Below are 25,333 nucleotides of genomic sequence, written 5' to 3' on the forward strand. Positions count from 1 at the left end.
CTGTAGGCATGGACCGGAGCCGGCTCGGGCTGGTGCTGCACCCCACCCGGGACGTCTCAGCGGTGGTCGACACGATCGTGATCTGGGCCGCCCGGCACCACATCTCGCTGGCCGTACGCGCCGAGGACCGGCATCGCGTGCCGGACTCGGTCGAGCCGCTGCCCATGGGCGAGGTGGCCGTCCGGTCCGACGCGCTGATCGCCATCGGCGGGGACGGGACGATGCTCGGCGCCCTGCGGTCGGCGGTCCACGACCCGAAGCCGGTGCTCGGCGTGCACGTCGGCAAGCTCGGCTTCCTCGTGGAGGTGGAGCCGCCGGAGCTTCCGACGGCCCTGGACCGGCTGGTGGCGCGCGACTTCACGGTGGAGAGCCACAGCTGCCTGGCCTGCGACGTCTGCGGCGACGACCTCGTCGCGTTCAACGACATCGCGCTGATCCGGCAGCCCGGCTCCGGCTTCGTCAGCGCCTCCCTCGCGGTCGACGGGCAGCGGTACGGGTACTACCGCTGCGACGCGCTGGTGGTCAGCACCCCGACGGGCTCGACCGCCTACAGCTATGCCGCCGGCGGCCCGCTCGTCTCGCCGGCCACCGAGGCGGTGGTGGTGACCCCGTCCGCCCCGATGGCCGGCATCTCCCGTGCGCTGGTGCTCTCCCCCCACGAGACGGTCCGCCTGCAACTGCGCGAGGACTCCGGCCCGGTCGCCGTGGAGGTGGACGGCCTGGTGATCCGGGACGCCGCGACGGAGGGCGTCGTGGAGATCCGCTACCGGCACGACGCCGGCCTGGTCGTACGCCTGGATCCGCGGCGCTATCAGGAACGCAACCAGCTGAAGCTGAGCCTGCTGGACCTGCCGCTGCTTCCCGAACAGCTTCGCGAGCTGCTGCCGGAGGGCCTGCGGGAAAGACTCAACCGCCGCGAGCTGCCGCCACCGCGCTGACCCGCCCGCATGCGCCCCATGCCCGCCCCGGCATCGCCACGCGGGCTGCGCCGACTCGCCCCCGCCGACGCCCTGGGCCTGCCAGGCCGGGTCGGGCCGAGTCGTCTACGACGTCAGCTCGCCAGGGCGCCGCACGCCACGTGTCGGCTCCGCCGGAGAGGCGGGCAGGTGCTCAGGCCCGCTCGAGTACCTCCGAGACCAGGTCCTTCGCCTCCTGCTGGATCCGGGCCAGGTGTTCCGGGCCCTGGAAGGACTCGGCGTAGATCTTGTAGACGTCCTCGGTGCCCGACGGCCGGGCGGCGAACCAGCCGGACTCGGTGGTCACCTTGAGCCCGCCGATCGGCGCGTCGTTGCCCGGTGCGGTGGTGAGGGTCGCGGTGATCGGTTCGCCGGCCAGCTCGGTGGCGGTCACCTGCTCCGGCGAGAGCTTGCCGAGCACGGCCTTCTGCTCCCGGGTGGCGGGGGCGTCGATCCGGGCGTACGCGGGGGCGCCGAAGCGCTCGGCGAGCTCCGTCCAGTGCTGGCTGGGGGTGCGGCCGGTGGTCGCGATGATCTCGCCGGCGAGCAGGCAGAGCAGGATGCCGTCCTTGTCGGTGGTCCAGGTGCTCCCGTCGCGGCGCAGGAACGACGCCCCGGCGCTCTCCTCCCCGCCGAAGCCCACCGCGCCGTCGAGCAGCCCGGGCACGAACCACTTGAAGCCGACCGGCACCTCCAGCAGCGGGCGACCCAGGTCGGCGGCGACCCGGTCGATCATCGAGGAGGAGACCAGGGTCTTGCCGACGGCGGCAGTCGGGCCCCACCGCGTCCGGGTGCGGAACAGGTGGGCGATCGCCACGGCGAGGTAGTGGTTGGGGTTCATCAGGCCGCCGTCGGGGGTGACGATGCCGTGCCGGTCGGCGTCGGCGTCGTTGCCGGTGGAGACCTGGTGGTCGGCGCGGGCGGCGATCAGGGAGGCCATCGCGTTCGGCGAGGAGCAGTCCATCCGGATCTTGCCGTCGCCGTCCAGCGTCATGAACCGCCAGGTCGGGTCGACCGTCGGGTTGATCACGGTCAGGTCCAGCCGGTGCCGCTCGGCGATCTCACCCCAGTAGTCCACGCTCGCCCCGCCGAGCGGGTCCGCGCCGATGCGCACCCCGGCGTCGCGGACGGCGTCGAGGTCGATCGCCGTCGGCAGGTCGTCGACGTAGTGGGCGAGGAAGTCGTACGACCCGGTGGTGTCGGCGGCGCGGGCCCGGGCGTACGGGATCCGCCGGACCTCCTTCAGGCCGTCGGCGAGGATGGCGTTGGCGCGGTCCTGGATCCACCTCGTCGCGTCGGTGTCGGCCGGACCGCCGTGGGTGGGGTTGTACTTGAAGCCGCCGTCGTCGGGCGGGTTGTGCGACGGGGTGATCACGATGCCGTCGGCGAGCCCGCCGGTACGCCCCCGGTTGTGGGTGAGGATCGCGTGCGACACCGCCGGGGTGGGCGTGTAGCCGTCGCGGCTGTCCAGCAGCACGGTGACCTCGTTGGCGGCGAGCACCTCCAGCGCGTCCACCGCCGCCGGGGCGGAGAGCGCGTGGGTGTCGCGGCCGAGGAAGAGCGGGCCGTCCAGCCCCCGCTCCCGCCGGTAGTCGCAGAGCGCCTGGGTGACCGCCAGGATGTGGTCGGAGTTGAACGCGTTGCGCAGGCTCGACCCCCGGTGCCCCGACGTGCCGAAGGAGACCTGCTGCGCCGGGTCCTGCGGATCGGGGTGCTCGGTGTAGTAGGCGGTCACCAGCCGCGGCACGTCGACCAGGTCGGCGGGCTGGGCGGGCTTGCCGGCCCGGGGATGACTGCTCACGGTTCCACCTTCTGTCCCTTGCCGATCACCACGATGCCGTTCTCCGAGACCGTGTAGCGCTGCCGGTCCCGCTCCAGGTCGACGCCGATCTCGGCGCCCTCCGGCACGACCACGTTCTTGTCGAGGATGGCCCGGCGCACCACGGCGTGCCGGCCGACGTCGACGCCCTCCATCAGCACCGCGCCGTCCACGTGCGCCCAGGAGTGCACCTTCACCTTGGGCGAGACGATCGAGTTCTCCACCAGGCCGCCGGAGATCACCGCACCGGGCGAGACCATCGAGGCGACCGCGCGGCCGACCCGCTCGCCCCACTGGTGGACGAACTTCGCCGGCGGGTACGGCGGCTGCGCCGTGTAGATGGGCCACTCGAAGTTGTAGAGGTTGAACACCGGGTGCACGTTGATCAGGTCCATGTGGGCGTCGTAGAAGGAGTCGAGCGTCCCCACGTCGCGCCAGTAGCCACGGTCCCGGTCGGTGCTGCCCGGCACCTCGTTGTCGCGGAAGTCGTAGACGTTGGCCTCGCCGCGCTCGACGAGCATCGGGATGATGCTGCCGCCCATGTCGTGCTTGCTGGACTTGTCCTCCGCGTCGCGCTCGACCGCCTCGCACAGCGCCCTGGTGCTGAACACGTAGTTGCCCATCGAGGCGTAGATCTGGTCGGGGGCGTCGGGCAGGCCCACCGCGTCGGTGGGCTTCTCCCGGAACGCCCGGATCCGCCGGCCGTCCTCGCCGACCTCGATGACGCCGAACTGGTCGGCCATCGACAGCGGCTGCCGGATGCCGGCCACGGTCACCCCGGCGCCGGAGGCGATGTGGTCCTCCACCATCTGCCGGGGGTCCATCCGGTAGATGTGGTCGGCGCCGAAGACGATCACGTGGTCGGGCTGCTCGTCGTTGATCAGGTTGAAGCTCTGGTAGATCGCGTCGGCCGAGCCGGCGAACCACCACGGGCCGCGCCGCTGCTGCGCCGGCACGGGGGTGACGTAGTTGCCGAGCAGGGTCGACATCCGCCACGTCTTGGTGATGTGCCGGTCCAGCGAGTGCGACTTGTACTGGGTCAGCACGACGATCTTCAGATAGCCGGCGTTCGCCAGATTGGACAGGACGAAGTCGACCATGCGGTACATCCCGCCGAACGGGACGGCCGGCTTGGCACGGTCCGTGGTGAGCGGCATCAGGCGCTTGCCCTCTCCGCCGGCCAGGACGATCGCGAGCACCTTGGCAGCCATGTCCAGACGCTATCCATCCCCGTGGGACTTCACCACTCGTACGGGCACACTTCTGCACTAGGGTGCGGGGGATGACGGAACCCGCGCCCCTTCGCGTCGATCTGCTGACCCGGGAGTACCCGCCGGAGGTGTACGGCGGCGCCGGCGTGCACGTGGAGTACCTGGCCCGTGAGCTGCGCCGGCTCGCCAACGTACGGGTGCACTGCTTCGGCGCGCCGCGCACCGAGCGGGGTGTCACCGCGTACGCCGAACCCGCGGGCCTGACCGGCGCGAACGCCGCGCTGCGGACGATGGGCGTGGACCTGGAGATGGCCGCCGCGTGCGCCGGCACCGACGTGGTGCACTCGCACACCTGGTACGCCAACCTCGCCGGGCACACCGCGAAGCTGCTGCACGGCGTGCCGCACGTGGTGACCGCGCACAGCCTGGAGCCGCTGCGACCGTGGAAGGCCGAGCAGCTCGGCGGCGGCTACGCGCTCTCCTCCTGGTGCGAACGCACGGCGTTCGAGGCGGCCGACGCGGTGATCGCGGTCAGCGAGGGGATGCGGCGCGACGTGCTGACCGCCTACCCGGCGGTCGACCCGGACCGGGTCCGGGTGGTGCACAACGGCATCGACACCGCCCAGTACGCCCCGGACCACGGCACGGACGTGCTGCGGCGGCTCGGCGTCGACCCGGCCCGCCCCAGCGTGGTCTACGTGGGAAGGATCACCCGGCAGAAGGGCCTGCCCTACCTGCTGCGCGCGGCGCGCGACCTGCCGGCGGACACCCAGTTGGTGCTGCTCGCCGGCGCGCCGGACACCCCCGAGATCGCCGCCGAGGTGGAGGGCCTGGTCGCCGAGCTGCGCGCGAACCGCTCGGGCGTGGTCTGGGTGGCCGAGATGCTGCCCAAGCACGAGGTGATCCAGGTGCTCACCCACGCCACGGTCTTCGTCTGCCCCTCCGTCTACGAGCCGATGGGCATTGTGAACCTGGAGGCGATGGCCTGCGAGACCGCCGTGGTCGCCACCGCCACCGGCGGCATCCCGGAGGTGGTCGCCGACGGCGAGACGGGGCTGCTGGTGCCGATCGCGCAGGCCACCGACGGCTCCGGTCGGCCCCTGGACCCGAACCGTTTCGTGGCCGACCTGGCGGCGGCGTTGAACGAACTGCTGGCCGACCCGGCGCGTACCGCCTCCTTCGGGTCGGCTGGTCGGCGGCGGGCCGTGGAGCGCTTCTCCTGGGACGCGATCGCCCAGCAGACCGTGGAGCTGTACCACTCGCTGCTGAAGTAGAGAGGCGCATCGGGCCGCGCCGCGCCCTCGATCGTCCGGCTCGCGGAACGATCGAGGGCTGCGGCGTTCCCGACGTCCCCCGTCGGTAAGCGCGACCGCCGCGAGGGCTCAGGGTGCCAGTCGCCTCGGCGGCGCACCGAGGATCAGGCGTAGGGGTTCGCCGCAGGCTGATAGCCCCAGATCTGCGTGGGGTACTGGTCTCCCCAGAACCACAGGGTCACCGAGACGATCTGCTGCGAGTAACCCAGCTCCCAGCCGCTCGCGGTGGCACAGTCGTAGCCCTGCAGGACCTTCAGCCTCGCCGGCGCCGTCACCGTGGTGATCACTCCGGTGCTCGGATTCCTCAGCCTCACCCTGAACGCCGCGGTCGCCTCGTTGGTGTTGTTGGGGGCACTGTCGCAGACCACGAGGCTGATTCGGCTCATGCGAACACTGCTTTCCCAGTAGCCCGACCAGCTGACGCTCATCCCGCCGCCGGCTTCGTCGATGACCCCGGTGAAGGCGGCGGCCATCGCTGGCTGGGGAACAGCGAACAGCGCCATCAGCGCGGACATCACTCCGACGGCGAGCAGCCGCTTGACGGTGTTCCGCATGGGCATTTTCCTCCTTGGTGATCCAGCAGGCCGACTCCGCGCTCGGTGCCATGCAGCCACCAGCATCAGCGTCCTCCTTGCGGGAAAGGCCGGCGGCGATTCCACCGGACACGTCCACCATGGGGCGCGAGCCCAACGGATTCGAAGGAATTCGAGCCGGCTCGAATCGAACGCGTTCGACGTATAGTCGCAGCATGATCCGTCTGACGTTCGGCGTGCAGACGTTGAGCCGGACCCGGCTGTCGGTCTCGCCGGCCATCGAGGCGGTGGAGTGGCTGAAGCTGGCCGCGACCGCCCGGCGGCATCCGGTGTTCGGCGCCCCCGGCCCCGGTGCCCGGGGCGCCCTCCGGCATCCCGACGTGAAACTCCTGGTCGACCTGCTGACCGCGACCAGCGCCTCCTACATGCCGGACCTGTTGACGCCGAAGCCACGGCCCGGACCCTCGAACAAGATCCTGGACGCCCAGCTCGCCGAGATCGAGTCGACCGGGCAGCACGACGTCGACGCCCAGGTCCTCGGCACCGTCGAGGCGCACGCTGGCCGCCCGCTCCCCACCCGGCTCCGCCGGCTCGCCGAGTCGGGCCGTCTTCCCCGACGGCTCGCCGCCGGCCTGGCGGAATTCTGGCGCGAGACACTTCAGGACGACTGGCCGTCGTTGCAGACGGTGCTGGACCGGGACATCGCCGCACGGTCGAGGGTGTCGGCCCGGCACGGCATCGGCCGGGTGTTCGACGGGCTCCATCCGGCGGTGCACTGGGTCCGCGACTCGCTGGTCATCGACACACGCCACGACCACCTGGTCGACCTGTCCGATCATGACTTCGTGCTGGCCGCCACCGCGTTTACCTGGCCGACCCTCATGTTCCAGGTCGATCACGCGGATCAGGCGACGCTGTACTACCCGGCGGGCGGCCTCGGCACCGCCGACCGCCGCGGTCCCGCCGGGCTTCCCGGGGTGATCGGCACCATGCGCGCGACTCTGCTGACCGACCTAGGGGTCGCCCGGTCGACCGCGGAACTGGCCACCCGGCACGGGGTGGCGGCCAGCACGGTCTCCTACCACCTGAGCGCCCTGCGCCGCGCCGAGCTGGTCAGCCGGCACCAGGACGGCCGGCACGTGTTGTACCAACGTACCGAGCGGGCGGGTCCGCTGGTCGACGGCGCCTGAGCGAGCGGAGACGACGCCCGGCGTACGCAGCGGCCTCGAGGGGCGGGACAGGCGCTTGGCCGAGCACGAAAGGATCTCGCGCAGTAGGTTGAACCGGTGACTGGACGGTTCCCGATCGAAGACGTCTCCCCGGTCGTCTCCTGCGGTCGCTACCCGGCCAAGGCGGTGCTCGACGAGCCGGTGCCGGTGTCGGCGCGCGCCTACCGGGAGGGGCACGACGCGCTGGGCTGCAACGTGGTGTGGCTCGGCCCCGACGGGCGGGCCCGCCCGTTCACCCGGATGCGTCCCGGCGAGCCCGGGCAGGACCGCTGGCACGCCGTGATCCGCCCCGACGCGGTCGGCGAGTGGGTCTTCGCCGTCGAGGCGTTCCAGGACCCGTACCTGACCTGGCAGAACGCGGTCACCAAGAAGATCGCCGCCGGGCAGGGGCCGCAGGAGCTGGCCAACGACCTCGCCGAGGGCGTACGCGTGCTGACCGCCGCGGTCGAGCTGGTGCCGGCCGCGGACCGCAAGCGGGTCGAGGCGGCGGTGGCCGCGCTGGACGACGAACGGCTGGAGCTGCCCCGGCGGGTCGCCCCGGCGTTGGAGCTGGCCGAGCTGCTCTGGGAGCACCCGGTCCGCGAGCTGGTCACCACCGGCGACGAGCACCGCCTCTGGGTGGACCGCCGGCGGGCGCTCTTCTCGGCCTGGTACGAGTTCTTCCCCCGCTCGGAGGGGGCGATCCCGGCCACCGTCGACGCGCCGGCCCGCTCCGGCACCTTCGCCACCGCCGTCGAGCGCCTGCCGGGCGTCGCGGCGATGGGCTTCGACGTGCTCTACCTGCCGCCGATCCACCCGATCGGGCGGGTCAACCGCAAGGGCCGCAACAACTCGCTCACCGCCGGGCCGGACGACGTGGGCTCGCCGTGGGCCATCGGCGCCGCGGAGGGCGGCCACGACGCGATCCACCCCGACCTGGGTACGCCGGAGGACTTCCGGGACTTCGTGGCCGCCGCCGCCGAGCAGGGCCTGGAGGTGGCGATGGACCTGGCGTTGCAGTGCGCGCCGGACCACCCCTGGGTGACCGAGCACCCGGAGTGGTTCACCACCCGGGCCGACGGCACCATCGCGTACGCGGAGAACCCGCCGAAGAAGTACCAGGACATCTACCCGCTGAACTTCGACAACGACCCGGCGGGCATCCGGGCCGAGGTGCTGCGGGTGGTGCTGCACTGGGTCGGCGAGGGCATCCGGATCTTCCGGGTGGACAACCCGCACACCAAGCCGTTCGACTTCTGGCACTGGCTGATCGCCGAGGTGAAGCGGGTCGACCCCGACGTGCTCTTCCTCGCCGAGGCGTTCACCCGCCCGGCCATCATGCACGGGCTGGGCAAGGTCGGCTTCACCCAGTCGTACACGTACTTCACGTGGCGCACGTCGGCGGCCGAGATGCGGGCGTACTGCGAGGAGCTGGTGGCGGCGGCCGACTACATGCGGCCGAACTTCTGGCCCAACACGCCCGACATCCTGCACGAGTCGTTGCAGCACGGCGGCCCGCCGATGTTCAAGATCCGGGCGGTGCTGGCCGCGCTGCTCTCCCCCTCCTGGGGCATGTACGCCGGCTACGAGCTCTTCGAGCACACCGCCCGCCCCGGCGCCGAGGAGTACCTGGACAACGAGAAGTACGAGCTGCGCCCCCGGGACTGGGCCGGCGCGCAGGCGCAGGGCCGCTCACTGGCCCCGTTCGTCACCGTGCTGAACCGGGTGCGCCGGGAGAACCCGGCCCTGCACCAGCTGCGCAACCTGGTCTTCCACGAGATCGACAACCCGAGCCTGCTCTGCTGGTCCAAGCACGACCCGGACACGGGCAACACGGTCGTCGTGGTCTGCTCGTTCGACCCGCGGGCCGTGCAGTGGGGCAACACCACGCTGGACATGCCCGCGCTCGGCCTCGACTGGCACGACCGGTTCACCGTGCGCGACGAGCTGACCGGCGCCAGCTACGACTGGGGGCAACGCAACGCGGTGCGCCTCGACCCGTACCTGCAACCCGCGCACGTGCTGACCGTGCGCCGGGCGACCCCCGACGCCGCCGGCCCGGCGCCGGCCGGCGGGGCGCCGGACCTGACCGTCGCCGACGTTCCCGACGACCTCACGGGCGGCACCGCCCCCACCGCTCCCGCCCAGAAGGACGACGCCCGATGGACAAGCTGATCGCCGGCGCCACGCACGACCCGCACGCCGTCCTCGGCGCGCACCCGGCCGACGGGCGGACGGTCGTCCGGACGCTGCGCCGGGGCGCCGCCGACGTCGCCGTCGTGGTCGACGGCGAACGGCACCGGATGCGGCGGGTGCACGACGCCGGGGTGTTCGAGACGACGTTGCCCGGGGAGGTGCTCGACTACCGCGTCGAGGTCGACGGCCGGCTCCAGGACGACCCGTACCGCTACCCGCCCACCGTGGGTGAGCTGGACCTGCACCTGATCGGCGAGGGCCGGCACGAGCGGCTCTGGGAGGCGCTCGGCGCCCGGGTCTTCGACGAGGGCGTGGCGTTCGCCGTCTGGGCGCCCAACGCGCGCGGGGTCCGGGTGGTCGGCGACTTCACCGGCTGGGCGCCGGACGACGGCTGGCCGATGCGCTCCCTCGGCGGCAGCGGGGTGTGGGAGCTGTTCGTCCCGGGCGTCGGGACGGGCGCCCGCTACAAGTACCGCATCCTGTGCGCCGACGGGCGGTGGCGGGACAAGGCCGACCCCATGGCGGCGTACGCGGAGGTGCCGCCGGCCACCGCCTCGGTGGTGCACCACTGCACGTACGAGTGGGGCGACGCCGACTGGCTGCGGCGGCGGGCCCGGCGGCAGCCGCACCAGGAGCCGATGAGCGTCTACGAGGTGCACCTCGGCTCGTGGCGCCCGGGCCTGGGCTACCGGGAACTGGCCGAGCAGCTGACCGAGTACGTCACGGAGCTGGGCTTCACCCACGTGGAGCTGCTGCCGGTGATGGAGCACCCGTTCGGCGGTTCGTGGGGCTACCAGGTCACCGGCTACTACGCCCCGACGTCCCGCTTCGGCGACCCCGACGAGTTCCGCCACCTCGTGGACGCCCTGCACGCCGCCGGGATCGGCGTGATCCTCGACTGGGTGCCGGCGCACTTCCCCAAGGACGAGTGGGCCCTGGCCCGCTTCGACGGCACGGCACTCTACGAGCACCCCGACCCGCGCCGGGGCGAGCACCCCGACTGGGGCACGTACGTCTTCGACTTCGGCCGCCCGGAGGTGCGCAACTTCCTGGTCGCCAACGCGCTCTACTGGTGCGAGCAGTTCCACGTCGACGGCCTGCGGGTGGACGCGGTGGCCTCGATGCTCTACCTGGACTACTCCCGGCAGGAGGGGCAGTGGCTGCCCAACCGGCACGGCGGCCGGGAGAACCTGGAGGCCATCGCGCTCATGCAGGAGGTGAACGCGACGGTCTACAAGCACCACGCCGGGGTGGTGCTGATCGCCGAGGAGTCGACCGCCTGGCCGGGGGTCACCCGCTCCACCGACGCCGGCGGGCTCGGCTTCGGGTTCAAGTGGAACATGGGCTGGATGCACGACACCCTGCTCTACACCTCGAAGGACCCGGTCCACCGGCAGCACCACCACCACCAGCTCACGTTCTCCCTGGCGTACGCCTGGAGCGAGAACTACGTGCTGCCGATCAGCCACGACGAGGTGGTGCACGGCAAGGGCTCGCTGGCGGGCAAGATGCCCGGCGACACCTGGCAGCGGCTGGCCAACGTCCGCGCCCTGCTGGCGTACATGTGGGCGCACCCGGGCAAGCAGCTGCTCTTCATGGGCTGCGAGCTGGCCGACGACCGGGAGTGGAGCGAGGAGCGGGGGCTCGACTGGTACCTGTTGCACGACCCGGCCCGGGCCGGGGTGCAGCGCCTCGTCGCCGACCTGAACCGCGTCTACCGGGACACCCCGGCGCTCTGGGCGCAGGACACCGAGCCGGCCGGCTTCCGCTGGATCGCCGGAGACGACGTCGCCAACAACACGGTCTCGTTCGTCCGGATCGCCCCCGACGGCGCGACGCTGGTCTGCGTGGCCAACTTCTCCGCCCTGCCGCTGGAGGGCTACCGGGTCGGGCTGCCGGCCGGCGGCACCTGGGCGGAGGTGCTCAACACCGACGCGCACCACTACGGCGGCTCCGGGGTGGGCAACCTGGGCGCCGTGCACGCCGAGGACGTGCCCTGGCACGGGCTGCCCGCCTCGGCCGCGCTGCGGGTGCCGCCGCTCGGGGTGCTCTGGCTGCGCCGCGACTGAGACGGACGGGTGACGGGAGAATCGGCGGTGGGCCGTCCGGGGCGCCGAGACGCACCCCGGACGGCTCCGCTCAGAGCCGGGTGATCCGCACCGCGTCGGCGACGACGTACCCCTGCGTGCTGGTCCAGCGGCTGACCCCGACGACCTGGCGCGTCCCGGCGGCGAGTTCGTAGGTGCCCAGCACCCGCCACTGGCCGCCGCCGCCGCGCTGGTCGACGGGGACGGTCACGTTCCCGTTCGCCGTCGCCACCAGGTGCGGCGTGGCGCTGTTGTAGCCGGGGTCGGCCGGGTACCAGACCTCGACGCGGTACGAGCCGGCGGCGGGCAGCGTCGCGCTGAACCAGGCCGGGTCGCTGACCGCCTCCGGATTGGCGAACCGGTAGTTGGCGCCGTAGCGCGCCGGGAGGTACGACGACGTGCCCCAGGTGGCGGCGGCCGTGAAGCCGCCGGCCGTGGCGTTGTCCACGATCACGCTGAACGTGCCGCCGCTGCCGGCGACCACCCGCGCGTTGCTGGCGGGGCTCTCGTGGTGCAACCGGTCGAGCGCGGTCACCAGGTAGCGGTACGTCGAGCCGGCCGCCGCGGTGGCGTCGGTGAACGTCCCGGTGGTGCCCGACGCGCGGACCGTGCCGAGCAGGTGCCGGGCGTCGGCCAGGTCGCAGGCGTCGACCGCGCCGTCGCCGGGCAGCCGGTAGACCGCGTACGCGGCCGTGCTGCCGGTGGCGCCGCGCCGCCAGTTCAGCGTCACGCCGCCGGTGCCGCGCACGGCCGAGGTGAGGTTCGGCGCGGCGGGCGCGGCGCCGCCCACCCCGGCGGGCGCCAGTGCCGGCCGGCGGTAGTGGTCGGTCGCCACCCGGGAGACGGCGCCGATCCGGTCGGCCCGGACGTCCTTCGCGCTGAAGTGGATGTCGCCGACGATCCTCGGGTGGCTGCGGTTCAGCGTCAGGTGGTCGGTCAGCTCGGCCGGGTCCTGCCAGGCGGCGTCCTGTCCCGTCGCGCCGGCGCGGTAGGTGGCCTGCCCGACGAGCAGTTGCACGTCGGTACCGGTCACGGTCTCGGACCACCAGCGGACCAGCTCCGCGTAGTCGGCCGCCGGGTGGCCGATGTGCCAGTAGATCTGCGGGGCGATGTAGTCGACCCAGCCCTGCCGCACCCAGCGGCGGGTGTCGGCGTAGATCGCGTCGTACGACTGGAGGCCGGTGGTGCGCGAGCCGAGCGGGTCGGTGCCGGCGTTGCGCCAGATGCCGAAAGGGCTGACGCCCAGCTTCACCCACGGCTTGGCCGCCCGGATCTTGTCACGCATCTCCCGGACCAGCAGGTTGACGTTGTTGCGCCGCCAGTCGCCGATGTTGCCGAAGCCGGCACCGTACTGGGCGTAGGTGGCCTCGTCCGGGAAGGCGACGCCGCTGACCGGGTACGGGTAGAAGTAGTCGTCCCAGTGCACCGCGTCGATGTCGTAGCGACGGACGGCGTCCATCATGGCGTCCTGGACGAAGGCGCGGACGGCGGGGATGCCGGGGTTGTAGTAGAGGTGGCCGCCGTAGGTGACGATCCAGCCGGGGTTCCGGCGGGCCGGGTGGCTGGCCGCCAGCTTGCTGAGGTCGGTGTGGTTGGCCACCCGGTACGGGTTGAACCAGGCGTGGAACTCCAGGTTGCGGGCGTGCGCCTCGGCCACCATGAAGGCCAGCGGGTCGTAGCCGGGGTTGCCGCCCTGGGTGCCGGTGAGCCACTGCGACCAGGGCTCGTAGGTCGACGGCCAGAACGCGTCGGCCGCGGGGCGGATCTGCACGACGACGGCGTTCATCCGTCGCTGCCTGGCCAGGTCGAGCCAGCCCCGGTACTCGGCCTGCTGGGCGGCAGGGGTGAGCCCGGTGCGGCTGGGCCAGTCGATGTTGGCCACGCTGGCGACCCACATGGCGCGCAGCTGCCGCTTCGGGGTGGCCGGGTCGGTCACGCAGGCCGCCTGGGCGGCGACCGGCACGGTCTCCGGCGTGATGGGACGGGAGACGGGGGCGCCCGTGGGGGCGGCCGCGCCGAGCGCCAGCGCCGCTACCAGCGCCAGCCCGGAAAGGTATCGACCATAGTCTCTGCGCACGAAAAGATGTTCAATGTTGCCGAGCCGTTGCGCAAGTATCCTTCACAACTTTCCGCCCGCGGGCCCACGTCGCCCCGCGGCGACGATCAGCTCGACCCGGCCGCGCGCCGACTCCCGGCACCCGCGCACCGATCACGTTCGGTCACGCTGGGGCCGGATCACCCATGTGACTCTGCGCAGTTGCCGTCTGCTGCCGAGGAGCAGCCGATTTCGCACCCGCACTGCTGGCAGACCCTGCCGACCAGGCACTTTACCCCGACCGGGCCGTCCGGCCCCAGTGTCCGCGCGCCCCCCTTTGCTCTGCAGCCACGGGCGCACCGGACACGTTGCGTTGCTGGTGCGTCCGTGGCTGCAGAGCAAAGGGGGCGGAGCGGGGGTGGCCAGGAAGCGGGGCCGACAACCCTCCGTGACTGGCGGCCGTCACCGGTTGGACGGACGACCACCGTGCACTCCTGCCTTCGGCGGAACCGACGGCGCCGTTGGCGCGCCGCCGCCAGCGCGGTGACGGTCGCGTCCGTGGGACCGGGTGCCGCCGCAACCAACGTCGGGCGGCGGGTCAGACCAGTCCGACGTCGCGTAGCAGCTTCCACAGACCGGCGCCGTCGGGCGCGGAGAGCCACTTCTGTCCCACCGGCCCCGCGGACGACTCGCCGGCCGGGGCCGGCAGGCTGCCGGCCAGCACCGCCTGGGTGGGCGAGAGCCGGCGGATCGCCACTCCCGCCACGTTCTCCGGGTGGGCGGCGGCGAACTCCCGGTAGATCTCCGGGTCGTGCTGCCCGTCGTCGCCGACCAGCAGCCACTTCACCTCGGGGAACTCCTTGGCCAGCCGGGCCAGGGTGACCCGCTTGTGCTCGCGGCCGCTGCGGAACCAACGGTCGGCGGTCGGCCCCCAGTCGGTCAGCAGCAGCGGCCCGGCCGGGTAGAGGTGCCGGGACAGGAACCTGGTCAGCGTCGGCGCCACGTTCCACGCGCCGGTGGAGAGGTAGAAGACCGGGGCGCCGGGATGCGCGGTGACCAGCCGCTCGTAGAGCACCGCCATGCCGGGCACGGCGTTGCGGGCGTGCTCGTCGAGGACGAACGTGTTCCAGGCGGCGAGCAGCGGACGGGGCAGCGCGGTAACCATGACCGTGTCGTCGATGTCGGAGAGGATGCCGAAGCGCACCTCCGGGTCGAGGATGCGTACCGGCGCCTCGACCGGCTCGGCGTCCGGCAGGCTGATCCGCACCGAACCCCAGCCGGGCGGCAGGTCCGCCTCCACGACGGCGTCGACGAACCCGCTGCGGTCGGCCCGCGCCTCCTGCCGTACCCCGCCGGCCTCGATGGTCACGGTGACGTGCTTGGCCGGCAGCGTGGTGAAGCTGCGCCACCCGCGTACCTTCTCCAGCCGGCCCTGCTGGCGGGTGTCCGGGCGCCCCAGCAGCACCCGGCACATCACCCGCACCCAGCCGGACCCGCCGTAGCCGGTGTACGCGACGACGTTCGTCCGCCAGCCGGTGCGCCGCAGCCGGCGCTCGACCAGCGAGTGCACGGCATCCTCGATCCGCGCGGCCCGGTGCAGGTGCGGTACGGCCAACTGGCCGGCGGGAGTGGGTGGCACGCCAGCAACCCTGCCACAACCCGGCCGCGTCGGCCACGCGAGGCGATCTTCCCCGCCGCCGGGTACGCCGATCCGCCCCGCCCGGCCCCGGCGGCGTGCGAAACTCCGGTCGGGACGACGACGGGGGCGTTGGTCGTGTCGCAACCAGTACGCGGACGTGGGCGATGGCGCCCGCAGCTCGACCGGCCGGCGCTCGTCGCGCTGCTGTCCGGGCTCGTCGGGGTGGGCTACCGGCTGGCCCTGACGCTGCACACCGTGCCCGTCTCCAACAGCGACGAGGCGACCTTCGGACTGGCCGCGCTGCACATCGCGCAGGGCCGCGAGTTCCCCGTCTTCCTCTACGGCCAGCGCTACATGGGGATGCTGGAGTCGTACCTGGCCGCGCCGCTGATCGCGGTGGCGGGGCCGAGCTGGCCGCTGCTGCGCCTGCCGATGCTGCTGCTCTACGCCCTCTTCCTGTGGCTGATCCACCGGCTGACGCGGCGGATCGGCTCGCCCTGGTTCGCCACCGGGGTCGTCGCGCTGCTGGCTCTCGGCGGGGAACGGGTGGTCCGGGACCAGCTGACCGTGGTCGGCGGCCGTCCGGAGGTCAAGGCCGCGGTGCTGCTGATGCTGCTCGTCGCGGTGGGACTGGCGCGGGGGACGGTGCGGCACCGCCGGCTGGCCGTCGGGCTCTTCGGCCTGCTCGCGGGGGTGTCCGTCTGGTCGGACTGGCTGATCCTGCCCTACCTGGTGGTGGTCGCGCTGGTGCTGCTCTGGGTGCTCCGCCGGGAGCTGGTCGGCGCGGCCGGGGCGCTGCTGCTGGCCGGGTTCGCCGTCGGGATCGCGCCGATGCTCCGGGACAACCTGGTCGCCCCGCCCGGCGAGGACTCGCTGTCGGTGTTCCGGGAGATCAGCACCAAGGCCGGGCCGGCGCCGCCGTGGTCGCGGCGGTTGGACGGCGGGCTGCTGGAGGGGGTGCCGCTGGCCGCCGGCCTCTGCCCGGTCGATGGCTGTGCCCGGTGGCAGGGGTGGTTCGGGTTGCTCTACCCGGTGCTGCTGGCGGTCGCCGCCGCGGTCGCCGTGGTCGCGTACCGCCGGGCCGCGGGAGCGCCGCGCGACCGGCGGGTCGGCCCGGTCGTGCACCTCGCGCTGGTGGCCGGCGCGGCGTTGACCCTGCTGTCGTACGTGCGCAGCCCTCTCGCCGCCACCAGCCCGCTGGACAACGCCCGTTACCTCTCGGTGCTCCAGCTCTCCCTGCCGGCGGTGCTCTGGCCGCTCTGGCTGGCGGCGGTCGCCTGCTGGCGGGGCACGGTCGGGGCGCTCGGCCGGCTGGCCGGCGCGCTGGCCACCGCCGTGCTCGCCGCGCTGGCCGCGACCACGCTGGTGGTCACCGTGCTGTTCGCCACCGCCGGCAGCGCGGCGTCGCGGAGCGAGGAGCGGCAGGCGCGCGAGCTGGCCGACACGCTCCGCAAGGGCGGCCCCCGCGAGGTGTACGGGGACTACTGGACCTGCAACCGGCTGATCTTCAACACCGACGAGACGGTGGTCTGCGCGGTGCTGGACGGCGACCTGACGCCCGGGCAGAACCGCTACCCGGCGTACTGGCGGCAGGTGGGGCGGGCCGACCGGCCGGGGTACGTGCTGGAGGCGGGCTCGGCGGCGGAGAGGCGGCTGCGCGCGCTACTGGGCGACCGGGCCGAGGCCGCGCGGGTCGCCGACGTCGGCGGGTATCGCGTGTACCACCCGGAGACGCCGGTGCGGCCGTGGCGGTAGGAGCGGCCCGTACGCTGGGCGGACCGGCGCGCGGACGCCGTGCCGAGTCGAGGAGCCCACCGATGCTGATCCTGCTGCCGCCCTCCGAGGGGAAGGCCGACGCCGGCACCGGGAGGCGGCTGGATCTCACCCGACTCTCCCTGCCGGAGCTGACCGGTCCCCGGGAGGAGGTGCTGACCGCACTGGTGGCGCTCAGCGCCGGCGGCGACGAGGAGGCGGCCCGGGCGGCGCTGGGGCTCAGCGCGGGTCAGCGCGGCGAGCTGCGCCGCAACGCCCGGCTGCGGGCGGCGGCCACCGCGCCCGCCGCGCGCGTCTACACCGGCGTGCTCTACGAGGCGCTCGACCTCGCCTCGCTGCCGGCGACCGCGCAGCGGGCGGCCCGCCGGTCGGTGCTGGTCAGCTCGGGGCTCTGGGGCGCGGTACGCCTCGACGACCGCATTCCTCCCTACCGGTGCCCGATCGGGGCGCGGCTGCCGGGGATCGGCGCCCTGTCGGCGTACTGGCGTCGGGCGCTCGCCCCGGCGATGGCCGCCGCGGCCGGCGACGGGCCGGTGCTCGACCTGCGCTCCGGCGCGTACGCGGCCACCTGGGCGCCCCGGGGCGGGGTGGCCGACCGCACGGTGACCGTCCGGGTGCTGCACGAGCGCGAGGTCGACGGCGTGCCCGTCCGGTCGGTGGTGAGCCACTTCAACAAGGCGACCAAGGGGCGGCTGGTCCGCGACCTGCTGACCGCCGGCGCCCGGCCGCGCACCGTCGACGGGCTGCTGAGCGCACTGCGCGACCTGAAGTACCCGGTGCTGGAGCAGCCCGCCGTGCCCGGCCGGGCACGCCAGGTCGACGTGGTCGTCACGGAGCTGTGAGGCAGCCGCAAGATTTCCTCAAGGCTGGGGCGGATCGGTTTCCCCGTCGGCGTCGACGGACCACGGTAGAGAAACCCCCACGCCGACAAGGAGTGCCTGAGTTGGCTTACGAACAGATCCTGCTCGACCGGCCGCGCCCGCCCTCGACCCCGCCGCCGCTGGACTGGTCGACTCTCGCCGACGCGTTCGAGGCCGCCTGCCTGCTGCGCTGCACGCCCCCGCCGGCCGTCACCGGCACCCGCCGGACCACGCCCGAGCACCGCTCCGCGGCGGTGGAGTTCAACCGCGAGGAGGCGGCGCTGCGGATGCGGCAGCTGCTCGCCCGGCTGGACGTCCCGAACGAGCACGAGATGACCGTCGGCGGGCTGCGCCGCCGGTACGAGCTGCACCGGCTCTCCGTGCCGCCCCCGCACCGATCGGCGTACGCGAGGACGCTGGACGCGGGTTGGCGGCAGGGCCGGCGCGAGCTGCTGGGCGGGCCGGTCCCCGGGGCGTCGACCGTACGGCGGGCGTGGCGGCCCCGGCTCGCCGCCGCCGCCTGGCGGGCCGCGCTGCTCGCCGGGGGACGGCACGTCCGCCGGCACATCCTCGGCGTGCGCATCACCGACCGGGAGCTGGCCGCCGTCCTGGTGCGCGGGGCCGCCCTGCTGGACGTACCGGCGCTGCTGCGCCCCGGCACCGGCTGCTTCCTGGTCTGCGTCGCCGACGGCCCGGACCGCCAGCGGATCCTGCACAGCACCGCGCTGGGCCCCGCCCAGGTGCCCGGCCGGCGGTGACCGCCGGATGAACGCCCCGGCCGCGCCGGCCTGACCCGCACCCCCGCTCCGCCGGTGGCGGGTCCGACCGGTGGCCGCGGGTTGCGGCGCCGGCCCGCGCGGCGCAGAGTGCAGCCCGTGAGTCGCACCCGGTTCCGCCGTCTCCGCCCGCGCCCCGCCCGCCCGCCGGCGCTGCTGGCGCTGTTGCTGGTGGCGACGCTGCCCGGCGTCGCCGGCTGCCAGGACTCCCCCGATCCGCCGGTGCGGATCCGGATCGCGACGGGCAGCCCGACGGCGGTCTACCACGCTTTCGGGCAGTCCCTGGCCGCGATCCTCAACCGGGAGCTGCCGGACGTGCGGGCCAGCGTGGTGGTCACCGCCGCCTCGGCGGAGAACGTCCGGCTCGTCGGTGCCGGCGAGGCGGAGCTGGGCTTCACCCAGGCCGACGTGCTGCCGGCGGCGCCGGCGGCGCACCCGTCCGTGGTCGCGGTCGCCCGGGTCTACGACGACCTGCTGCACCTGGTCACCACCGCCGGCGGCCCCGTGCGTACGCTGGCCGACCTGCGCGGGCGGCGGGTGTCGGTGGGCGCCCCCGGGTCCGGCACCGAGATCACCGCCGTCCGGCTGCTGGAGGTGGCGCGCCTGGGCGGGGAGCGGGTGCGCCAGGAGCGGCTCGGCCTCGACGACTCCGTCGCGGCGCTGCGGGCGGGCAAGATCGACGCGTTCTTCTTCTCCGGCGGGCTGCCCGTGCGCGCGGTGGAACAGCTCGCCGGGGACAGCGCCACCCGGATCGTCGACCTCGGCGAGTGGACCGGGCCGCTGCGGGAGAGCAACCCCGAGGTCTACGTCTCCCGCGACATCCCCCGCTCCGTGTACGGCACGGACCCGGTGACGACGGTGGCCAACCCGAACTTCCTGATCGTCCGGGCCGACCTGCCGACGCCGCTGATCCGGGAGGTGACCCGGCTGCTGATGGAGCGCCGCCAGGAGCTGGCCGCCGCGCACCCGGCCGCGGGCCGGATGAGCCCCCGCTCGGCCATCGCCACCGCCCCGCTGCCGCTGCACCCCGGCGCCGCCGACTGGTACCGCGCCGCCAAGCCCTGACGCCGCCCACCGAGTCCTCACCCGCGCCGACCGCGCCGCTCGGCCCCGCCCGCCGGGCAGCTCAGCGCTCGGCCGCCCGCGCGGGCCGACGGGCCGACGTGGGGCCGGTGGCGGTCGGGGCGGCGGGCTCCCGCGGGGAGGACGCGGGAGCGCCACCGTCGCCCGGGGCGGCGGGAGCGGCGGGAGCGGGGAACCAGAGCCCGGCGACCAGCCCGCGGGGCTCGCCCCGGCGCATCGTGAGCCGCCCGTCCGACGCGTCGACCAGCACGGCGACGATGGTGAGGCCCAGCCCAGCGCCGTCGACGTTCTGCACCTCCGGCGCCCGCCAGAACCGTTCGGTCGCCTGGCCGAGCTGGCTCGCCGTCATCCCCGGGCCGGTGTCCCGGACCTCCAGCGCGACACCACCGTCCTGCCGCCGGACGCGCACCGTCACCTCGCCGCCGGCGTCGCTGAACTTGACCGCGTTGTCGATCAGCGCGTCGAGCGCCTGATCGATGGCGGTCGGCACGGTGCGCGCGTACGCCGGGGCGTCCTCCGCCGCGAGCAGCAGGGCGATGCGGCGGTGCCGGGCGAGCGGCTCCCACGCGGCGACCCGGGACGCGGCGACGGCCGCGGCGTCCACGGTGACCCGCTGGTTCTCCCGCCGTTCGGCGCGGGCGAGGGTCAGCAGCGCGTCCAGCACCAGGGCCAGCCGGTCGGTCTCCTCCAGGGCCAGCCGGTGCTCGGCCCGCCCGTCCGCGTCGGTCAGGCTAGGCCCCAGCTCCTCGACCCGCAACCGCAGCGCCGTCAGCGGGTTGCGCAGCTGGTGGCTGGCGTGCGCGACGAACGCGCGCTGCCGGTCCATGACGTCGGAGACCACGTCGGCCATGTGGTTGAAGCTGGTCGCCAGGCGGCGCAGCTCCGGCGGGCCGAGCCGGTGTTGCACCCGGGCGCCCCGGTCGCCCTCGGCGATCTCGTGGGTGACCGCGTCCAGCTCGGTGACCGGGCGCAGCACCCAGCCGGCCAACCCGAAGGCGGTCAGCACGCAGGCCAGTACGACGAGCAGGCCCGTCCCGGCCAGCGCCAGCCACCAGCCGGTCACGGCACGCCGGACCGCGTCGGCCGGGGTGGCGATGACCACCGCCCCGAGCACCTCGCCGCCGTCGTTGATCGGCACCGCCACCACGATCGGCCCGTCGACCCAGGGCCAGACCGAGTCCGGCCCGCTGGCCTGCTGGCCGGAGAGCGCCGTGTCCAGCGCCTCGCGGATCCGCGGTGCCGGCCGCCAGCTCGCCGAGGCCGCCACCGTTCGACGGTCCCGGTCGACGACCGCCGCGCCGATGCCGTACAGGGCGTCGTAGCTGCGCAGCTCGTTGTCGAGCGGGCCGGGGGTGCCGCCGCGCAGGGCCGGGCCGGCCAGCGAGGCGAACCGGGTGGCGTCGGCGAGCCGGTCGGCGCGCACCCGGTCGGTCTCCCAGGCGGCGAGGGTGGCCGCCAGCGGGGTCTCCAGCGCGATCAGCACCAGCACCATCAGCAGCAGGTAGCTGATCACCAGCCGACGTCGCACGGCGTCCCCCTCACTCGCCGCGCAGCCGGTAGCCGACCCCGCGGACGGTCTCCACCAGGCGGGGGTCGCCCAGCTTGCCGCGCAGCGACCCGACGTGCACCTCGACCGTGTGCCCGTCGCCCCAGGTGCTGCCCCAGGCGTCGAGCAGGATCCGCTCCCGGGCCACCGCCACGCCCGGCTGCCGGGCCAGGGAGAGCAGGACGTCGAACTCCTTGCGGGTCAGCGCGACCGGCCGGCCGTCGACGGTGACCGTCCGGGCCGCCACGTCGATGCGTACGGGGCCGGCCTCGATGTGGTTGCGCTCCGGGGCGGCGTGCGCCGCGCGACGCAGCACGGCCTCGATGCGGGCCTGGAGCTCGGTCATGGAGAAGGGCTTGACCACGTAGTCGTCCGCGCCCAGCCGCAGGCCGAGCACCCGGTCGCGTTCCTCGCCCCGGGCGGTCACCGCGATGATGCCGAGCTGGCTGCTGCGCCGTCGCAGCTCCCGGCACAGGTCGGTGCCGTCCCCGTCGGGCAGGGTCAGGTCGAGCAGCACCAGGTCGCAGGGGGCGGCCGAGAGAGCGGCGGCGACGGTCGCGGCGTGCTCCACCTCGTACCCCCGCCGGGTCAGGGCGGAGGAGAGCGCGGCGGCCACCCGACGGTCGTCCTCGACCAGCAGGATGCGCACCCGGGACCCCCATTCGTCGGCGTGTCGCCCCGAATGGTGGCAGAAGCCGCCCCGCTGCGGGAGGCCGGTCCCGGGCCGCCCCGTCCCGGGCGCCCGGGCGACCGGGCTCAGAGGCCGAAGACCTCGTCGGCCGTGGCGTCCCGGACGCCGTCGACGAAGCCCCGGAAGCCGGGGTCGTGGTGGCTCGCCGGCACGCTGGTGAGGTTCTCGCCGGTGGCCGCGGTGACCGCGTCGACCAGGGGCGGATAGTCGGTCTCGGCGTCCGCGCGGCTGTCGTCGTCGGCCTGGCCGAGGTCGATCACGTGCTGCACCTCCTCGGTCGGGGTGTCCGGGTCGCCGGCCCACTCGCCGCCGGCCCGGTGGCACTCGTCGTACAGCGCCCGCTGACCGTCGGTCCAGTCGTCGTCGTAGCTCTCCATCGTCCCGCCCTCCCGCGACCGCGCCCACCGTCGAGCATGCCGGGCCGGGGGAGGCGGGCGGGCCGGTACGACGGAAAACCGGGGCCGGGCGTGCGTAGGCTGCCGGGGTGATCTACAAGCTGCTGACGACCGTCGAGTGGGACGACGCCCGCGCCGCCGGGCACTTCGCCGGCACCGCCATGGACGTGCAGTCGGGGTTCATCCACCTCTCCGGGCCCGACCAGGTGGTCGAGACGGCCCGGCGGGTCTTCACCGGGGCCACCGGGCTCACCCTGCTCACCGTCGACCCGGCACGGCTGGGCGACGCGCTGCGCTGGGAGCCCTCGCGCGGCGGGGCGCTCTTTCCGCACCTCTACGGGCCGCTGCCGGTGCCGGCGGTGGTGGCCGCCGAGGCGCTGCCGGCGGACGCGCCGGTCGCCGACGCGGTGGCGGCGCTGCTGGGCTGAGCCGGTCGCTATGCTACGCCGAGTCCGCGCGCCCCGGCCCCACTCTCCGTGCCCGGGGCCGGCGCGGCAGCCCGGATCCGCGCGGCGGCCGCCGCTCGCGGCGTACGCCGGACGCGGGTCACCGACGGCGCCCGGCGCGCCCTGCGACCCAAGCGAGTTGAAGGATGACTGACAGCAGTTCCCCGTCCCCCTCGGTCTTCGTCCACCCGACGGCCGACGTCGAGGAGGGTGCCCGGGTCGGCGACGGCACGAAGGTCTGGCACCTGGCCCACATCCGGTCGTCCGCGCAGGTGGGTGCCGGCTGCGTCATCGGCCGCAACGTCTACGTCGACGCCGGCGTCATCGTCGGCGACCTGGTGAAGATCCAGAACAACGTCTCCGTCTACCAGGGCGTGACCCTGGAGGACGAGGTGTTCGTCGGCCCGTGCGCGGTCTTCACCAACGACTTCCGGCCCCGCGCCCAGAACCCCGACTGGAAGATCACCCCGACCGTGGTCCGCCGGGGTGCCTCGATCGGCGCGAACGCGACCCTGGTCTGCGGCATCGAGGTGGGCGAGTACGCGATGATCGCGGCGGGTTCCGTGGTGACCAGGGACGTCGCGCCGTACCAGCTCGTGGCGGGCAACCCGGCGCGGCCCAAGGGCTGGGTCGACGAGCGCGGCGAGGTCGTCTCCCGCGACGTGGACAGCCCGCCGCGGCGGGGCTGACCCCTCGACGCACGACGGCGGTGGACGGGCGCTCCCCCGTCCACCGCCGTCGCGTTCGGTCCGCTCAGCGGCAGAGCCGCCCGATCTCCTCCCGGAACCGCTCCATCGGGTTCTCCTCGGCCGGGCCGAGCAGGTAGGTCTTCAGCTCCCGCCGGGCGTCGGTCATCGGGTCGTCGCCGGCCCGGGTCACCGCCACGATCTTCTTCAGCTCGCCGCAGTCCCGGGAGAGCAGGTACGCGCCGCGCGAGGTGGGGTAGTCCCGGCGGAACTCGTCCTCCGGCAGGCCGCCCGGGTTGGCCACCACGTACGGCCGCTGGCTCTGCACGAAGTCGGAGACCACACTGGACACGTCGCTGATCAGCAGGTCGGTCTGGTTGAAGCAGTCGAACAGGGCCGGCGTGCGGCCGGTGACCACGAGGTGCCGCGTACCGTCCAGCGAGCTCGCGTCGGGGTCGCCACCGGCGGCGCGGATCCGCTCCACGATCCGCTCGTGCACCGCCCTGGCCTCCTTGGCGCGCGAGCCGGTCAGCGGGTGCGGCTTGTAGATGAGCCGGACGGCGGGCACGGTGGCCAGCAGGCCCCGCACGATCCGCTCCCCCATCAGCACCAGCGAGGTGTGGTACGGGTCGTCGTCCAGCCACCCCTCCCAGGTGGGCGCGTAGAGCACGGTGAACGGCCGGTCCACCGACTCCGCGCCGAAGGTGTGCACGCCCGCGAGCTGCGGGCGGCCGATCTGGACGATGTCGGAGTCGAGCACGCCGACCCCGGCGCGGGCGTACCGTTCGCGGCCGGCGAGGCCGGCGACCCACACCTCGTCGTACACCTTGCTGTAGGGGTTGACGCTGGCCTGCTTGTCGCTGTCGCCGTGCCCGACGAAGACGTGCTTCGTGCCCGGCTCGCGCAGCATGTGGATGTTCGCCCCGACGTTCGCCGCGTAGAGCGCCGCCCGCACGCTGCCGAGTTCCAGGTTCATGAAGTCGACCCCGGCCGGCACGCAGATCACCGGCAGCCGGGTGTCGGCGAGTTCGAGGAACGCCTCCTTGCTGCGCAGCAGCACCACCGCGCGCTGGTCGAGCGCCTCGGTCGGGGCCAGCCACATGTTCGCCTGGTAGACGTCCTTGGCCGGGCCGGCGAAGTAGAGGGCCACCTCGGGGCGGTATCCGTCCAGCCAGCGCTGCACCGCGGGCAGCAGTGGGCTCTGGCCCATTCCCCGGCCGCGCAGCCAGGTCAGCGCGACGAGCCCGCCGACCAGCGCGGCGGCGAGCACCGCCACCACCCCGGCGCCGAGCACCGGCGCGGGGTTGTCGAGCACCGCCGCGAAGACCGCGGCCGGCGCCAGCACCACGTTGACCAGGGCCAGCCGGTCGCCGGCCAGCCAGGAGGCCCACTCGGGCGGGCGGGGCGCCGCGCGCATGGGGCCCAGCTCGATGTTGCGGACCAGCGCCGACTGGGGGTTGCGGCGCTCGATCATCGTGGCGAGCGCGCCGGCGAAGACCGAGATCAGCCACACCGCCGAGGGCAGCAGCAGGATCAGGCTGAGCTCCGCCGCGCCGGGACGGACCGTCGCCACCACCAGCAGGACGATCGCGAGGTCGCGGGCGAGCTGGCGGTAGTCGCCGCGCAGCCCGACCTTCTCCAGCAGCGTGTGCGTGGCGGGCGACCAGCGGGCGAGGGCGTACTCACCGGCGAGGGCGGCGAGCCCGGCGACGGAGAAGACGCCGATCCAGCCGAACACGCCACCGGCGAGCATCACCAGGTAGGCCACCAACAGCAACGCGCCGCGGGCGGCGACTCCCGCCGGTCCCATCAACTTGCCGAACAAGGACTAGCTCCCCTACGAGTCGACGACGCGCCGTACGCGATGGGCGGCGGCGTCGCCACAGCACGCCGGTGGCCGACGGCCGCGTGATTTGTCATTTCGGTCCCGCTCGCCAGAACCTTAACGCGAGCGGGTTGGAAGGTGCCGTTCGGGTATCGAGCGGTACAGCAGGTGATGAACCGCACGATAGTGTGATCACCGTCGGCGCCATCCGTCCGGGCCGCCCGGCCGCCTCCGGAGGCGGCGGCGCGGGCGGCA

20 protein-coding genes are annotated in these 25,333 nt (G+C 73.9%); 11 read left to right on the forward strand and 9 right to left on the reverse strand.

What is annotated here, in order from left to right:
• Positions 1-8: 8 nt before the first annotated feature.
• Entirely contained in the window at positions 9-938 is a 930-nt protein-coding gene (locus tag V6V16_RS19885) for an NAD(+)/NADH kinase (RefSeq protein WP_334564161.1), read from the forward strand.
• A gap of 172 nt (positions 939-1,110) precedes the next feature.
• On the opposite strand, the gene pgm is transcribed toward V6V16_RS19885, so the two are convergent.
• Both pgm and glgC read right to left on the reverse strand, forming a co-directional pair.
• Positions 1,111-2,757, reverse strand: a complete 1,647-nt coding sequence (pgm, locus tag V6V16_RS19890) for a phosphoglucomutase (alpha-D-glucose-1,6-bisphosphate-dependent) (RefSeq protein WP_334564162.1) — start codon at positions 2,755-2,757, stop codon at positions 1,111-1,113.
• A complete protein-coding gene (glgC, locus tag V6V16_RS19895) occupies positions 2,754-3,986 on the reverse strand; it encodes a glucose-1-phosphate adenylyltransferase (RefSeq protein WP_334564163.1) in 1,233 nt (410 codons plus the stop codon). The genes pgm and glgC overlap by 4 nt, the downstream gene beginning before the upstream one ends.
• A 71-nt stretch (positions 3,987-4,057) precedes the next feature.
• Between glgC and glgA the strand changes: the two genes are divergently transcribed.
• The gene (gene glgA, locus V6V16_RS19900; protein ID WP_334564164.1) at positions 4,058-5,260 is read left to right on the forward strand and encodes a glycogen synthase; all 1,203 of its coding nucleotides are present in this window, start codon (positions 4,058-4,060) and stop codon (positions 5,258-5,260) included.
• Positions 5,261-5,403: 143 nt separating this feature from the next.
• Here glgA and V6V16_RS19905 read toward each other — a convergent pair whose 3' ends face one another.
• Positions 5,404-5,853 (reverse strand): hypothetical protein, encoded by a 450-nt coding sequence (locus V6V16_RS19905; RefSeq protein WP_334564165.1) that lies wholly within the window; start codon positions 5,851-5,853, stop codon positions 5,404-5,406.
• 194 nt (positions 5,854-6,047) lie between these two features.
• Between V6V16_RS19905 and V6V16_RS19910 the strand changes: the two genes are divergently transcribed.
• The 3 genes from V6V16_RS19910 (at position 6,048) to glgB (ending at position 11,305) form a co-directional block, all read left to right on the forward strand.
• Positions 6,048-7,022, forward strand: coding sequence for an ArsR/SmtB family transcription factor (locus V6V16_RS19910; protein ID WP_334564166.1), 975 nt, complete (start codon positions 6,048-6,050; stop codon positions 7,020-7,022).
• Positions 7,023-7,118: 96 nt separating this feature from the next.
• Positions 7,119-9,215 (forward strand): alpha-1,4-glucan--maltose-1-phosphate maltosyltransferase, encoded by a 2,097-nt coding sequence (locus tag V6V16_RS19915; protein ID WP_334564167.1) that lies wholly within the window; start codon positions 7,119-7,121, stop codon positions 9,213-9,215.
• Entirely contained in the window at positions 9,203-11,305 is a 2,103-nt protein-coding gene (gene glgB / locus V6V16_RS19920; RefSeq protein WP_334564168.1) for a 1,4-alpha-glucan branching protein GlgB, read from the forward strand. Before V6V16_RS19915 ends, glgB begins: the two co-directional genes overlap by 13 nt.
• Before the next feature lie 70 nt (positions 11,306-11,375).
• Here the strand turns inward: glgB and V6V16_RS19925 are convergent, their stop codons facing one another.
• Entirely contained in the window at positions 11,376-13,400 is a 2,025-nt protein-coding gene (locus V6V16_RS19925) for a family 10 glycosylhydrolase (protein WP_442934112.1), read from the reverse strand.
• 556 nt (positions 13,401-13,956) lie between these two features.
• Entirely contained in the window at positions 13,957-14,997 is a 1,041-nt protein-coding gene (locus tag V6V16_RS19930; RefSeq protein WP_334564169.1) for an App1 family protein, read from the reverse strand.
• Positions 14,998-15,132: 135 nt separating this feature from the next.
• Between V6V16_RS19930 and V6V16_RS19935 the strand changes: the two genes are divergently transcribed.
• The 4 genes from V6V16_RS19935 to V6V16_RS19950 all read left to right on the forward strand — a co-directional run bounded on the left by V6V16_RS19935 (position 15,133) and on the right by V6V16_RS19950 (position 19,471).
• A complete protein-coding gene (locus tag V6V16_RS19935; RefSeq protein ID WP_334564170.1) occupies positions 15,133-16,752 on the forward strand; it encodes a hypothetical protein in 1,620 nt (539 codons plus the stop codon).
• A gap of 62 nt (positions 16,753-16,814) precedes the next feature.
• A complete protein-coding gene (gene yaaA, locus V6V16_RS19940) occupies positions 16,815-17,612 on the forward strand; it encodes a peroxide stress protein YaaA (protein ID WP_334564172.1) in 798 nt (265 codons plus the stop codon).
• Positions 17,613-17,713: 101 nt separating this feature from the next.
• The gene (locus V6V16_RS19945; protein ID WP_334564174.1) at positions 17,714-18,388 is read left to right on the forward strand and encodes a hypothetical protein; all 675 of its coding nucleotides are present in this window, start codon (positions 17,714-17,716) and stop codon (positions 18,386-18,388) included.
• 117 nt (positions 18,389-18,505) lie between these two features.
• Positions 18,506-19,471, forward strand: coding sequence for a TAXI family TRAP transporter solute-binding subunit (locus V6V16_RS19950; protein WP_334564175.1), 966 nt, complete (start codon positions 18,506-18,508; stop codon positions 19,469-19,471).
• Positions 19,472-19,532: 61 nt separating this feature from the next.
• On the opposite strand, the gene V6V16_RS19955 is transcribed toward V6V16_RS19950, so the two are convergent.
• From V6V16_RS19955 to V6V16_RS19965, 3 genes are all read right to left on the reverse strand, one after another.
• Positions 19,533-21,017, reverse strand: coding sequence for a sensor histidine kinase (locus tag V6V16_RS19955; protein WP_334564176.1), 1,485 nt, complete (start codon positions 21,015-21,017; stop codon positions 19,533-19,535).
• A gap of 10 nt (positions 21,018-21,027) precedes the next feature.
• Positions 21,028-21,684 (reverse strand): response regulator transcription factor, encoded by a 657-nt coding sequence (locus V6V16_RS19960; protein ID WP_334564178.1) that lies wholly within the window; start codon positions 21,682-21,684, stop codon positions 21,028-21,030.
• 107 nt (positions 21,685-21,791) lie between these two features.
• Complete coding sequence (locus V6V16_RS19965; RefSeq protein WP_334564180.1) at positions 21,792-22,103, reverse strand: hypothetical protein; 312 nt, start codon at positions 22,101-22,103, stop codon at positions 21,792-21,794.
• A 107-nt stretch (positions 22,104-22,210) separates the two neighbouring features.
• Here V6V16_RS19965 and V6V16_RS19970 point away from each other — a divergent pair, with 107 nt between their 5' ends.
• Both V6V16_RS19970 and V6V16_RS19975 read left to right on the forward strand, forming a co-directional pair.
• The gene (locus V6V16_RS19970; RefSeq protein WP_334564182.1) at positions 22,211-22,549 is read left to right on the forward strand and encodes a DUF952 domain-containing protein; all 339 of its coding nucleotides are present in this window, start codon (positions 22,211-22,213) and stop codon (positions 22,547-22,549) included.
• 164 nt (positions 22,550-22,713) lie between these two features.
• Positions 22,714-23,256, forward strand: a complete 543-nt coding sequence (locus tag V6V16_RS19975) for an acyltransferase (RefSeq protein ID WP_334564184.1) — start codon at positions 22,714-22,716, stop codon at positions 23,254-23,256.
• Between the two features lie 64 nt (positions 23,257-23,320).
• Here the strand turns inward: V6V16_RS19975 and V6V16_RS19980 are convergent, their stop codons facing one another.
• Entirely contained in the window at positions 23,321-25,078 is a 1,758-nt protein-coding gene (locus tag V6V16_RS19980; protein ID WP_334564186.1) for a CDP-glycerol glycerophosphotransferase family protein, read from the reverse strand.
• Positions 25,079-25,333: the final 255 nt, after the last annotated feature.

The sequence above is a fragment of the Micromonospora sp. CPCC 205561 genome, assembly GCF_036906775.1.
Classification (GTDB): domain Bacteria; phylum Actinomycetota; class Actinomycetes; order Mycobacteriales; family Micromonosporaceae; genus Micromonospora.